Annotated in this window: 14 protein-coding genes; 6 read left to right on the top strand and 8 right to left on the bottom strand. The window is 62.7% G+C overall.

The features are described 5' to 3' along the window. Positions 1-16: 16 nt before the first annotated feature. From ACVWVY_RS14905 to ACVWVY_RS14885, 5 genes are all read right to left on the bottom strand, one after another. Positions 17-634 (bottom strand): TetR/AcrR family transcriptional regulator, encoded by a 618-nt coding sequence (locus tag ACVWVY_RS14905; protein WP_456627066.1) that lies wholly within the window; start codon positions 632-634, stop codon positions 17-19. Then, the gene (locus ACVWVY_RS14900; protein ID WP_456627065.1) at positions 627-1,505 is read right to left on the bottom strand and encodes a class I SAM-dependent methyltransferase; all 879 of its coding nucleotides are present in this window, start codon (positions 1,503-1,505) and stop codon (positions 627-629) included. Before ACVWVY_RS14900 ends, ACVWVY_RS14905 begins: the two co-directional genes overlap by 8 nt. A gap of 94 nt (positions 1,506-1,599) precedes the next feature. Further along, positions 1,600-2,082, bottom strand: a complete 483-nt coding sequence (locus tag ACVWVY_RS14895; protein WP_456627064.1) for a DUF992 domain-containing protein — start codon at positions 2,080-2,082, stop codon at positions 1,600-1,602. Between the two features lie 188 nt (positions 2,083-2,270). Continuing rightward, a complete protein-coding gene (locus ACVWVY_RS14890; RefSeq protein ID WP_456627063.1) occupies positions 2,271-2,786 on the bottom strand; it encodes a DUF992 domain-containing protein in 516 nt (171 codons plus the stop codon). Positions 2,787-2,999: 213 nt separating this feature from the next. Then, the gene (locus tag ACVWVY_RS14885; protein ID WP_456627062.1) at positions 3,000-4,202 is read right to left on the bottom strand and encodes a pyridoxal phosphate-dependent aminotransferase; all 1,203 of its coding nucleotides are present in this window, start codon (positions 4,200-4,202) and stop codon (positions 3,000-3,002) included. Between the two features lie 668 nt (positions 4,203-4,870). On the opposite strand from ACVWVY_RS14885, the gene ACVWVY_RS14880 reads away from it, so the two are divergent. From ACVWVY_RS14880 to ACVWVY_RS14870, 3 genes are all read left to right on the top strand, one after another. Then, positions 4,871-5,524: a glutathione S-transferase family protein gene (locus ACVWVY_RS14880; protein ID WP_456632213.1), complete on the top strand. Its 654-nt coding sequence runs from the start codon at positions 4,871-4,873 to the stop codon at positions 5,522-5,524. A gap of 206 nt (positions 5,525-5,730) precedes the next feature. Continuing rightward, a complete protein-coding gene (locus tag ACVWVY_RS14875) occupies positions 5,731-5,904 on the top strand; it encodes a hypothetical protein (RefSeq protein ID WP_247780862.1) in 174 nt (57 codons plus the stop codon). Between the two features lie 65 nt (positions 5,905-5,969). Next, on the top strand, positions 5,970-7,130 hold the full coding sequence (locus ACVWVY_RS14870; protein ID WP_456627061.1) for a PQQ-dependent sugar dehydrogenase: 1,161 nt from the start codon (positions 5,970-5,972) through the stop codon (positions 7,128-7,130). Positions 7,131-7,167: 37 nt separating this feature from the next. On the opposite strand, the gene ACVWVY_RS14865 is transcribed toward ACVWVY_RS14870, so the two are convergent. Beyond that, positions 7,168-7,521, bottom strand: a complete 354-nt coding sequence (locus ACVWVY_RS14865) for a DMT family protein (RefSeq protein ID WP_456627060.1) — start codon at positions 7,519-7,521, stop codon at positions 7,168-7,170. A 202-nt stretch (positions 7,522-7,723) separates the two neighbouring features. Between ACVWVY_RS14865 and ACVWVY_RS14860 the strand changes: the two genes are divergently transcribed. The 3 genes from ACVWVY_RS14860 to ACVWVY_RS14850 all read left to right on the top strand — a co-directional run bounded on the left by ACVWVY_RS14860 (position 7,724) and on the right by ACVWVY_RS14850 (position 10,344). Then, a complete protein-coding gene (locus tag ACVWVY_RS14860) occupies positions 7,724-8,536 on the top strand; it encodes a PAS-domain containing protein (protein WP_456627059.1) in 813 nt (270 codons plus the stop codon). Between the two features lie 119 nt (positions 8,537-8,655). Next, positions 8,656-9,117 (top strand): N-acetyltransferase family protein, encoded by a 462-nt coding sequence (locus ACVWVY_RS14855; RefSeq protein WP_456627058.1) that lies wholly within the window; start codon positions 8,656-8,658, stop codon positions 9,115-9,117. 288 nt (positions 9,118-9,405) lie between these two features. Beyond that, positions 9,406-10,344: an aldo/keto reductase gene (locus ACVWVY_RS14850; protein ID WP_456627057.1), complete on the top strand. Its 939-nt coding sequence runs from the start codon at positions 9,406-9,408 to the stop codon at positions 10,342-10,344. Between the two features lie 36 nt (positions 10,345-10,380). Here the strand turns inward: ACVWVY_RS14850 and ACVWVY_RS14845 are convergent, their stop codons facing one another. Next, positions 10,381-10,632 (bottom strand): hypothetical protein, encoded by a 252-nt coding sequence (locus tag ACVWVY_RS14845; RefSeq protein ID WP_456627056.1) that lies wholly within the window; start codon positions 10,630-10,632, stop codon positions 10,381-10,383. Between the two features lie 141 nt (positions 10,633-10,773). Continuing rightward, complete coding sequence (locus ACVWVY_RS14840) at positions 10,774-12,366, bottom strand: arylsulfatase (protein ID WP_456627055.1); 1,593 nt, start codon at positions 12,364-12,366, stop codon at positions 10,774-10,776. Positions 12,367-12,515 lie beyond the last annotated feature (149 nt).

Raw genomic sequence — 12,515 nt, 5'->3', positions numbered from 1 at the left:
CAAAGTTAATTCTCGCTCAGCCGGTGGCACCCGATCCGTCCGAACTTGGATCGAGCATGATCCGGAGCGCGACGGCGAAGCGCTCGATATCGACGCGCTCATCCCAGGCAAGCTGCAGCGAAATGCCTTGCAGGACTGCGACCATGACACGGGCGGCCGAAGCTGGATCGAGATGCCGCGGCCAACGCCCCTGTCGTTGCGCCTGTGCGATCATCTGCGCCAGCACGTCCACGGCCTGGGAAACCCCCGCAAGCGCTTCGCGCTTCAATCGTGGATTGGAAAGGCTCTCCGCCCAAAGCTGCACGGCCAGATGGCGCCATCGTCTTTCCTTAGGGTTACGCAATTCGAGCACGAACCCTTCGACGAGCCGCCGCAGGCCGGTGTCGATGTCAGGCGCGGCCAGCGCAAATTCCATGCGCCGGCGTTCCATGGCGTGGCGTTCGGCAGCGATCGCCATCGCGATCTCCGTCTTGCCTTTGAAATAACCGTAGATCGCGCCGGGACTAAGCCCGGACTCCTCGACGATGTCCTGCACGGTTGCCGCATGAAAGCCTTCGCGCGCAAAGCATGTCAGCGCGGCATCCAGGATGCGCCCGCGCTGCTCGTTGGCGCGTGCCGCCGATATCCTAGGCATCGCCTGTTTCCGCAAGCACCGTGTGGTAGAAGCTGTAGCCCTGCATGTGGCGGCCGGCCTGCCCCATCACCCGCTCCCGGTATTGATCGGCGCCGAGGTCGCTTAGCAGTCTCAGTCCGCGCTCGCGCAGGAAGTCCGGCAGCTCGCCCGGCAGCAAGCCGAACCGCCAGGGTTCGCCCGAGCCGTCGACCTTGGCGATGACCTTGTCCGCACCATCGAACGCGACGCTGCCGTCGATCGCGCCCTCATGAACATAGGTGAAGATGAACCGGCTGCGTGGCGCAAGCCGGCCCGCCCAGCGCATCACTTCGCAGACCGCGTCGCCGGTCAGATACTGGCTGACGCCTTCCCACACCACGATCGTGCGCCGCGCGGGATCGAAGCCGGCATCGCGCAGACGCTGTTCGAAATCGTCGATTTCGAAATCGACTGCGACAAAGGTCACCCGGTTCAGATCGGCGCCGGCAGCCCGCAGTCGCTCCCGTTTCACCTTTGCCGTTGCAGGGTGATCCACTTCGAAAACCCTGATGGAATCGAGCGCGGCGAGCCGCCAGGCCCGCGTATCGAAGCCGGCACCCAGCAATACGACCTGCTTGGCCTGCCCGATCGATTCCTCGATCCAGTCGTCGATCAGCCGCGTGCGGGCGATGCCGGAGGTTCGCGCGCCCGGCCATTGCCGGTCGATGTAGCGGGTCAGCATTTCGCCGACGGGACGTACCGCGAGCAGTTTGGCTGGTAGCCGCAGGCTTCTCGGCAACAATGCTGCGGCCAGCGGATCGGTAAACACGCGTTGTCCGGCACCTTTGGCATGCTCGGACGCCCGGAACATGGCCATGTATTCGGCGGTCCGGCTTGGCTGATGCTGCAGCATTTCGCGACCTCCTCAAAAAGAACGTTCATTCTTTTTAAGGCCAATCACGGTCGCAGGTCAAGATGCCCCGTGGTGAAAATGAAGTGCGGTTGATTCAGCGTCCCGGCCGCAGTTCCAGGCTTTCCAATCCGGCAGCAATGCTGACGCCGACCTGGCCCTGCACGCTCAGCGGCTGCAGCGCGATCGAATTGGCGGAGCCGCCGACCAGCACGTTGCCGCCGACGCCGACGCCGAGCGTGGCGCTGCCTTGCGCGCCGACATAGTTGCCGGAGAGGTCGCCCGGCCCGAGCCGAGCTACGGGTGCGAACACGCCCCAGGCCAGCGCCGATTCCTGGGTGATGCCGAGATCGAGCCCGACCTTTCGGATGGTCGCGATATAGCGATCCTCCGGCATCCCTTCCGCGCGCAGCACACAGCCGAGATTGGTGACGGAACCGACGATAAAGCCAACGCTGGCGCCGCCGCGGCACTCCAGCACGCCGACCTGCACGCGCTGCACCTGCTGCGCACTGGCGCCGCTGATCGACGAAGCCAGCCCGGCGAGCGCGGCCGCGGCAAGGATAAGGGAACGACGCATGAAGAAATCTCCGGCTGAAAAACTGTGATGCGAGCAGAGAAACAAAAAAAAGCGCGCCGTGCCCGCGGCGCGCCCGATTCTATGCCACAACGCCTCGGGCGGTGCCAGAATTTGCCACCGGGGCGTGCCGCGCCCCGAAACAAAAAAGGCCCGCGTGAGCGGGCCTTTTCCGGAAATCACGGCAACCGTCAGCCGCGACGATGATTCCGGCGATGGTGGTGCCAGCGCGGGCCGAACTCGACCGGCTGCAGTTCGAGGCCGGCGATACCGGCGGCGACATTCAGGCCGGTCTGTCCCTGCAGGCTGATCGGCTGCAGCGCGTAGGCGTTGGCGGGACCGCCAACCAGGAAGTTGCCGCCGCCGCCGACGCCGATCGATGCATTGGCGCCGACGCCGCCATAGCTGCCGGCGAGTTCGCCGCGCCCGAGCCGGATGTTCGGCGCATTGACGGCCCAGGACAACTGGGTCTGCTCGGTGACGCCGAGGTCGAGACCGATGCGCTGCACCTTGGCGAGGTAGGGCTCAGGCCGGCGGCCTTCGCTGCGGAACACGCATTCGAGACTCGTCACCGAGCCAACGACGAAGCCGACATTCTGGCCACCCTGGCATTGCAGGATACCGGCGCGAACCGGCGGCGCAGCATTGGCGCTTGCGATCGGCGCGATCAGCGCCGCCGTGGCGATAGTCAAAGTCAGAAGTCGCATGTGTCCCAGTCTCCGCATGAAAAATTAAATTGCGGGCGGACAGGAGGGAAGCGCCGTGTCCAAAACATGGCGCTTCCTCAAGAAGCCGTCAAAACATCGCGCTGTAGTTTACGCGCGATATGATTTGACAGCCTTTTTTCTGACGCGTTGTCTTCGACAGAAACCGGAAAACCATCCCGCATCACGTGCGGGACAGGCTTCGCGCGAAAACGCTTATCTCAAATTGCCACAAAAGCGCTGGATGCGCTTGCAGGCCTCTTCGAGATCGGAGGTTTTGGTCGCGTAGGAAATCCGGAACGCCGGTCCAAGCCCGAACGCAGAACCCTGCACGACGGCAACGCCTTCGCTCTCCAGCAGCTCGGTGACGAAGTCCTCGTCATTGGCGATCACCTTGCCTGACGGGGAAGTCTTGCCGATGGTACCGGAGCAGGACGGATAGACGTAGAACGCACCCTCGGGCCGCGGGCATTCGATGCCCTTGGCCTGGTTCAGCATCGAGACCACGAGGTCGCGACGCTCCTTGAACACCTTGTTGTGCACAGGGATGAAGTCCTGCGGACCGTTCAGCGCTTCCACCGATGCCCACTGTGCGATCGATGACGGGTTCGAGGTCGACTGCGACTGAATGGTCGCCATCGCCTTGATCAGGTCGGCGGGACCGCCGGCATAGCCGATGCGCCAGCCGGTCATGCAGTACGCCTTCGACACGCCGTTCACCGTCAGCGTGCGCTCGTACAATTTCGGTTCGACCTGCGCGGGCGTTGCGAACTGGAAGTCGTCATAGACCAGGTGCTCGTACATGTCGTCGGTCATCACCCAGACATGCGGATGCTTCACCAGCACGTCGGTGATCCCCTTCAGCTCGGCGCGCGTATACGCAGCGCCGGTCGGGTTCGACGGCGAACACAGAATGATCCACTTGGTTTTCGCTGTGATCGCCTTTTCGAGGTCTTCAGGCCGCAGCTTGAAGCCGCTCGACGCCGGGCACACCACCGGTACCGTTTCGCCGCCAGCCAACGCCACCATCTCGGGATAGCTAACCCAGTACGGCGCGGGAATGATGACCTCGTCGCCGGGATTAAGCGTCGCCATCAGTGCGTTGTAGAGCACCTGCTTGCCGCCGGTGCCGACGATGATCTGGTTCGGCTTGTAGGTGAGGCCGTTCTCGCGCTGGAATTTCGCGATGATGGCTTCCTTCAGCTCGGGAATGCCGCCGACATCGGTATACTTGGTCTTGCCGGCCTCGATGGCATGGATCGCCGCCAGCTTGATGTTGGCGGGCGTGTCGAAGTCCGGCTCGCCGGCGCCGAGGCCGATGACGTTGCGGCCCGCCGCTTTCAGCGCGCGTGCTTTATCCGTGACCGCGATCGTCGCGGACGGCTTCACACGGGCGAGCGAGGCGGACAGGAAGGGCATCATCATCTCCTGGCAAACGTCGTGAGCTCTGGATTTCACGACTCTTTTTGATGGGAACGCCGCACCCTAAGGCGCTGCGCGCTGCATCGCAAGAAGCTTGGCCGGATAGGGCGCAAACTTTAGGGAACGCCGTGCAGGCTCGGTACGATCGGAGCAATATCGGCGCAATATTCGCAAAGTTCCGCGGCGAATTGACTCATATCTGACAACGGCTGGGCAAGGCTGACGCTCCGACACTGACCCGCGATGCCGCGCGGCTGATGGCCCCCGGGAGCCAACCATCCTTGCATGGCGCCGCGGGAGGCCGCGCCGCTCCGACTTCCCCACCACGCGGAGATGGCGGATGCGCACGCCTCTTCGGCGGCCAATGTGGATTCAACGCCAGGGCGTCTCGCCCGCGATTTTCACCCTCGCTCAAGCCGGATGTTGACGCGGACTTCGTCGCGAAGGCTTGAACGGTTTGCTCCTCCGCTCTCGTCCGCGTGATCCATGCACGGTGGCATGACATGCTGCGCGCGTGCAGTGCAGTAGAGGTTTTCGACTTTTTCCATTCCGCGGGCCTTGCGACGCATTCGTATCGGCATCATTGTTTAGCCGCGTTGCGGCGGGAGAGCTTTCCGCAGTTCGCCTACCGCGTGCGCGATTCGACCCGAGTGAACCCAACGACGATGTACAAACTCTATTCGATGCAGCGCTCCGGAAACAGCTACAAGGTCCGCCTTGCGCTGGCGCTGCTCAACGCGCCGTATCAGGCGATCGAAGTCGACATTCTCCGAGGCGAAAGCCGCACGCCGGATTTTCTGGAGAAGAATCCCAGCGGACAAGTGCCGCTGCTGGAGGTCGCCGACGGACGCTATCTCGCCGAGTCCAACGCCATCCTCTGGTATGTCTGCGGCGGCACGTCGCTGGCTCCGGAGTCACGCGTCGAACGCGCGGAAGCGCTGCAATGGATGTTCTTCGAGCAGCATGCGCTCGAGCCTAATATCGGCGCCGCCTATTTCTGGCTGTCGCTGGTCAAGGGCGGCCGTGATCTGCAGACGCACGCGCTGGAAGACTGGATGGAGCGTGGCTACGCCGCACTTCAGGTGATGGAAAATCATCTCAAGACCTGCAGCTATTTCGCCGCCGGGCAACTGACGGTCGCCGATATCGCGCTGTACGGCTACACCCATGTCGCCGACCGCTGCGATTATGATCTTGCGACCTTCCCCGCCATCCGCGCCTGGCTGCGGCGGGTCGAGCAGACCCCCGGCTTCGTCACCATGGACTGGCGGCCGAAGGCCGAGGTCGACGACCAGGCCGGCATCGCCGCCGGCGCATAACCGCCGCCACGCCTGCGGCCGGCCTCCTCACTTTCGCGCGAGCACGCCGCCAAAGGTTAACAATAGCGGGTACAATATTAACCCTTGCCGCGATTCAGCCATTTTCAGGGAAAGAACGCCGCAATGTTGCCGGTGATCCTTGCAACATTTTCCTGACGTCGCGTGAGTCGCGGGTGATTCGTCCCGCGTTACAAGGATTTAGGCCAATGATACGGTCCCCCGGCGCGGTCGGCTTCGAGAGTAGCCGAGCGCCCGTCGCCTCTTCCCGATTGCTTGGTGCCATCGCCACTTCGCTCGCGATCGGCACGCTGTCGCTTTGCCTTATGGTCACCCTGACGGTGCTATCGATCAAGGCCACCGTCGCGATGCCCTTTCCGTGACAGCCGCGGCTTTTTATTAGCATCATTAGCGAACGCGCGATGACCGGCATCGCGATTGGACGAGCATGAAGACACCTGTCGGCCTCGTGACCGCCACCTTGGCAGTCGCGATCCTGCTTGCCGTCTCGTTCCTGATCGCCACCGGCACCCGCGGCGAAACGCCGGCGTTCGGCTCGTCGGCGGGCGAACTCGAGGTTCGCACCGTCGCCAGAGGCCTGGTCAATCCGTGGGCGCTGGCGTTTCTGTCAGACGGCACGATGCTGGTGACCGAGCGTCAGGGCCGCATGCGCATCGTGACGAGCGAAGGACAGGTCTCGCCGCCGCTCAAGGGCGTGCCCGAGGTGTGGGCGTCCGGCCAGGGCGGCCTGCTCGACGTCGTCACCGACAAATCCTTTGCGCAGAACAGAACCCTCTATTTCTGCTTTGCCGAGCGGACGGAGGGCGGCGGACGCACCGCGGTCGCGCGCGCCAAACTCAACGACGGCAAGGGCCGGCTCGACGACGTCAAGATCATCTTCCGCCAGCAGGGGCCGCTGTCTTCAGGGAATCATTACGGCTGCCGCATCGCGCAGGCCGACGACGGCAATCTGTTCGTCACGCTGGGCGAGCATTTCGCCTTCCGCGATCGGGCGCAAAGTCTCGACAATCATCTCGGCAAGGTGATCCGGATCGCGCCGGACGGTTCGGTGCCGTCCGGCAACCCGTTCGCCGGCCGCGCCGGCGCCAAGCCGGAGATCTGGAGCTACGGCCATCGCAATCCCCAGTCGCTCGCGATCCATCCGGCCTCCGGCGAGCTCTGGGAAATCGAGCACGGCCCGCGCGGCGGCGACGAGGTCAATTTGATCGGCAAGGGCAAGAACTACGGCTGGCCGGTGATCGGCTACGGCATCGATTACTCCGGCGCCAAGATCCACGATGCTACGGCCAAGGACGGCATGGAGCAGCCGCTCAAATATTGGGTGCCGTCGATTGCCCCCTCAGGCATCGCCTTCTATACCGGAAAGCTGTTTCCGAAATGGAACGGCAGCCTGTTCACCGGCGCGCTGCGCGGCGCGATGCTGGTGCGGCTGACGCTGAACGGCAACGCGGTGACGTCGGAGGAACGCCTGCTGCAGAACCTGCACGAGCGTATCAGGGACGTCCGCCAGGGGCCGGACGGCGCGCTGTGGCTGCTGACGGACAGTTCGAACGGACGCGTGTTGCGGGTGGCGCCGGCCGCGAATTGATCGAGGCGTCCGTTGCCGTCATCGCCGGGCGCGCATGTCACGCCCATTTGTGGAAGATCAAAAACGCGCCAATGGCGATGAAGAGAAAACCGAGCGCGTGATTCCATCCCAGCGGCTCCTTCAGATAGAGCACCGAGAAGCAGGCGAATACCACCAGCGTGATCACCTCCTGTATGGTCTTGAGCTGCGCCGCCGAATACACCGCGCTGCCCCAGCGGTTGGCCGGCACCGCCAGCCAGTACTCCACGAAGGCGATGCCCCAGCTCACCAGCACGACCGTGGGCAGCGGGCTTTCCTTGAATTTCAAATGGCCATACCAGGCGAACGTCATGAAGACGTTGGAGGCGAACAGCATCAGGATCGGTAGCAGCGTCGGCGAAATAGTGGGCATCGATGTCCTCTTGCAAAATGTCATGCGGCTCAAGCGTCGGGTGGGGTAGCCCGTTCCTTAACTCGATATCATTTGATTTCAAAACTGCGAAAACCCGCCGCATCGGCGCAACGCTCTCTTAAGACTGGCGGCAGAAAGGCGTGCACAATCGCAACAATCAGGCATGCTTGCGTCTTATTCCCGGCAAGTGGCGAGAACGGGCATGCAGTTAAACTGGCGCGCAATCTCCGGTCCGGCCCTTACGACAGCGACGGCGCTGCTCGCCTTCCTGGTCGACCGGCATTTCTTTCCCATCCCCAATCCCGCGCCGCTGTTCGTCTGCATCGTCGCACTCGCCGCGTCCGTCAACGGCATCGTCTCCGGCATGGCCAGCGCCGTCATTGCCGTGGCGGCTTCAGCGCTGTTCTTCCTCAACCACCGCGCCGCGCCCGGTTACGACCCGTCGGACCTCGCGCGCATGCTGCTGCTGGCGGCGACCGCCGGCGGCACCGCGCTCATCACCGGCCTGCTGCGGCAGAAATGGGTCGACACGTTCGCATGGGAGAAGAAGCATCATGCCACCGCCGACCGCCTGTCGGCGGCGCTCGATCAGGTCGACATCGGCATCGTGCTGCTCGATTCCGATACTCGCGCCGAATTCATCAACCGCGCCTTCCGCCATTACTTCGCGCTGTCCGACGAGCAGGCCGACAGCAAACCACCCTTCATCGCGCTGATGTATCACGGCCGCGACACGGGCGCCTGGCAACTGCCCGAAGACGAGTTGAGCGCGTTCATCGCCAAGCGCACCGAAATGATCCGGACCGGCGATTCCACGCCGATCAACATCAATCTCGCGGATGGACAGGTGCTGCGCTTCATTTGCACGGCGCTGCCCGATGGCGGACGCATGCTGAGCTACACGCCGGTCACCGACCTCGTTCGCCACAGCGACGATCCCGGCAGCGCCGAATACTATCAGGCGTTGCGCGGCAGCGATCGCAGCCTCGCCCACCACCTCGGCGCCGCGGAATAGCTGCGACGGCACTGCGCTCGCTGCGACATTGATCCCCTCCTGCCCTGCCTGTAGTAATGAACGCGCATCCCTGCTGCGCGTCCCGACGCGTCATCTCCCAGCAAAACAGGAACCGCTTGATGTCCGGCGACCTCACCATCCGCTTCGTCACCCGTCAGGACTACGCGCAATGGCTTCCGCTGTGGGATGGCTACAACGCCTTCTACGGCCGCTCCGGTCCGACCGCGCTTGCGCCCGAAATCACGGCGATGACGTGGGCGCGCTTCTTCGACGCCTACGAGCCGGTGCACGCACTGGTGGCCGAGAGCGGCGGCGAACTGCTCGGGCTGACGCATTATCTATTTCACCGCTCTACGACCATGATCGAGCCGAATTGTTATCTGCAGGACCTGTTCACGAGCGCCGCCATGCGCGTCAAGGGCGTCGGCCGCGCCTTGATCAACGGCGTGTACGAACAGGCAAAACTCGCGGGGTCTTCCCGCGTCTATTGGCAGACGCATGAGACCAACCACACCGCGATGCTGCTGTACGACAAGGTGGCGGAGCGCTCCGGCTTCGTCGTTTACCGCAAGCTGCTCTGACACGGTTTCGTGAAGACGGTCCCACCCGGCCGCCTGTGGATAAATCCTGATGTCACGGCTGCGTAACAAAGCGCGGCTAGGTTGCGCCTGCGTCTGATCAGGCCCCCCGTCTCAGATCACGCGCCCCAAGCGGCCCCCGTCAGTCGCCGCGTCTGACCGGGGCCGCATCTTTTTGCACCGCATAGCTGCCAAGCGTGGCGGCCGATAGTGCCGCTGCTTGCAGGTCGAAGCAGCGCGGGTCACAATACCGCCCTCCTCTCCCCCGCGTACTTCCCACAGGATCGATCCATGCAAATTCGCAACCTCGGCGGCTCCGGCCTGCGTGTTTCCGCCGTCGGCCTCGGCTGCAACAATTTCGGCCAGCGCACCGATCTCGAAACCTCGCGCAAGGTCATCCACAAGGCGATCGACCTCGGCATCACCCTGTTCGACACCGCCGACATCTATGCCGGCATGGGCGGCTCCGAGACCGTGCTCGGCACCGTGCTCGGCGACCGCCGCAAAGACATCGTGCTGGCGACGAAATATTCCAAGCCGATGAGCAATGACGGCACCAAGCAGGGCGCCTCGCGCCGCTACATCATGTCCGCCGTCGAGGCCAGCCTGACGCGGCTGAAGACCGACTACATCGATCTCTACCAGCAGCATGATTACGATCCGCTGACCCCGATGGAAGAGACGCTGCGCGCGCTCGACGATCTCGTCCGCCAGGGCAAGGTCCGCTACATCGGCAATTCGAATTTTCCGGCGTGGCGGATCGCCGAAGCCGAGATGATGGCGCGGCAGATGAATGTCAGCCGCTTCGTCTCCTGCCAAGACGAATACAGCCTCGTGGTGCGCGGCATCGAAAAGGACCTGCTGCCGGCGGCAACGGAATACAAGCTCGGTCTGCTGCCGTTCTTCCCGCTGGCTAGCGGCCTCCTCACCGGCAAATACAAGCGCGGCTCCGCCGCCCCCGACGACACCCGCTTCGCCAAGGCACCCGCCTTGAAGGACCGCTACGTCACGGCGCGTAACGAGGACATCGTCGAAAAGCTGCAGGCGTTCGCGCAAGCCCGCGGCCACACCATGCTCGAACTCGCCTTCTCCTGGCTGGCCGCGCGCCCGCAAGTCGCAAGCGTCATCGCCGGCGCCACCCGCGTCGAACAGGTCGAGCAGAACGTGAAAGCGGTCGGCTGGACACTCAGCGCGGAGGAGATAGCGGAAGTGGATCAGATTACGAAGTGAGTGTCTCCTGGCGGCTGCGGTCACGCCATTGAAACGTCAGTACCTGCCGACGCGATTGACTGGCCCACCCCGATTCATGGGTGTTCCAGGGCGCACCGCCTCGCGCGCGGCGGCTCGTGCAACCGGCCTTGGCCGAAGTACGACGCCGGGCCTTACAACGCAGCCGGCGGGATAGCTGACGTACTGGCAGTAGACGACAGCACTGGCTTCCTTGGTGCCTGCGGCTACAAATCCTGAAACCAGGACGAATGCCGCAAGAGCTGTTGCAAGTTTCGTTTTCATCGTCATTCCTCCCAATTGGCGTTGGACTCAACAACGAAAGAGAGCGCTTTCTGCCGCCTCCGACATTCCTGCTCATCGGAGAAACGTTCCCCCCGCGGTACGACGATGACGCGCCAATCGTCGGACCGCAGAGGGTGAGACGACGAGTTAGTTCGCCTCCTTCATCTTCGCCATGACTTCGTCCAGATTGAAGCTGGCTGCCTTCTGCCGCTGCGGGTATTCCCGGAACGATGCCAGGAACTGGCCCACATAATCCTGCGCCGGCACGAGCAGGAACACGTGATCGAATATCCAATCATAGTAGGTGTTGGAGGTCACGTCCGCCCGCTCATAGGGATCGGTACGAAGATTGAAGATCTTCGGAAGGCGCAGGCCGGTGAAGGGATTGGCCCAGAGCAACAGCTGTCCGTTGGCCCGCTGCTCCATGAACACGAACTTCCAGTTGTCATACCGCAATGCGACCACTTGCTGATCGTCGTTGACATAGATGAACGACTCTCGCGGACTCTTTGCGGTCTGCCCGGTCAGGTACGGGACGAGATTGTATCCATCGAGATGTACCTTGTAGGTCATGTCACCAATTTTGTGTCCGGCGCGCAGCTTTTCGGTCACCTGCGGGTCACCGGCAACCCCCAGAATGGTCGGAAGCATGTCGTGGTGCGCGGTCATTTCATTCGACACCTGGCCTGCCTTGATCTTGCCGGGCCATCGGAGGATCGCCGGCACCCGGTAGGCTCCTTCCCAGTTGGTATTCTTTTCGCTGCGGAAGGGCGTCATCCCGGCATCCGGCCAGCTGTTCATGTGCGGACCGTTGTCGGTCGAATACATGACAAAGGTGTCTTGGGCGATGCCGAGGTCATCCAGGGCCTTGAGCACCGTCCCCACGTTCTTGTCGTGATCGATCATCGTGTCGTGGTAAGAACTCTGCCAGCGGCCGGCTTGGCCCACGCTTTCCGGCTTCGTGTGCGTGCGCAGGTGCATGTGGGTGAAATTCACCCAGACGAAAAATGGCTTGTTCGCATTCTTCTGCCTCTTGATAAAATCCACGGCTCGATCCGCCGTGTCGTCGTCGATGGTCTCCATCCGCTTCTTGGTCAACGGGCCGGTGTCTTTGCAGACTTGCTTGCCGATCTTGCCGAAGCGCGGATCAACCGTCGGATCGTCCTTGTCGGAAGCCTTACAGTCCAAAACGCCTCGTGGCCCATACTTGGCTTTGAAGGCGGGGTCCTTCGGGTAATCAGGCAGTTCCGGCTCTTCTTCCGCATTCAGGTGGTAGAGATTGCCGTAGAATTCGTCGAAGCCATGTACCGTCGGCAAGAATTCGTTGCGATCGCCCAGGTGGTTCTTGCCGAATTGGCCTGTGGCATAGCCGAGCGGCTTGAGCAACTCCGCTACGGTGGGATCTTCTTTCTGCAGTCCAAGGGTGGCGCCAGGCAGCCCGACCTTGGTCATTCCAGTCCGCAAGCCGGACTGACCCGTGAGGAACGAGGCGCGTCCCGCAGTACAACTCTGCTCCGCATAGTGGTCCGTGAACATCATGCCCTCGCTTGCGAGGCGGTCGATATTGGGTGTTTGATAGCCCATCATCCCCCGTGAATAGGCGCTCACGTTCGACTGTCCGATGTCATCGCCCCAGATGATAACGATGTTGGGTCTTTGCTGCTGTGCGACTACCGGTGCGGAGGTTATCGCTGCAACGGATATGGTCGTAAGCAAGAACAGCGCCTTGGTGATCTTCATGATGAATGCCTCGTTGCTACAACGACAGTAGTAGTGACGTATCGCAAGATTCCGGTCAGACCGGCTCGGCCATGCCGACTTCAACATGCGAGAGCCTGCAGGCGATTCAATCGAGAGCGCTACTCAGCGAATGCAGTGGCCGGCCTGAA

The sequence above is a fragment of the Bradyrhizobium sp. URHC0002 genome (assembly GCF_054059515.1).
This window is presented reverse-complemented; position numbering and strand designations above follow the sequence as displayed.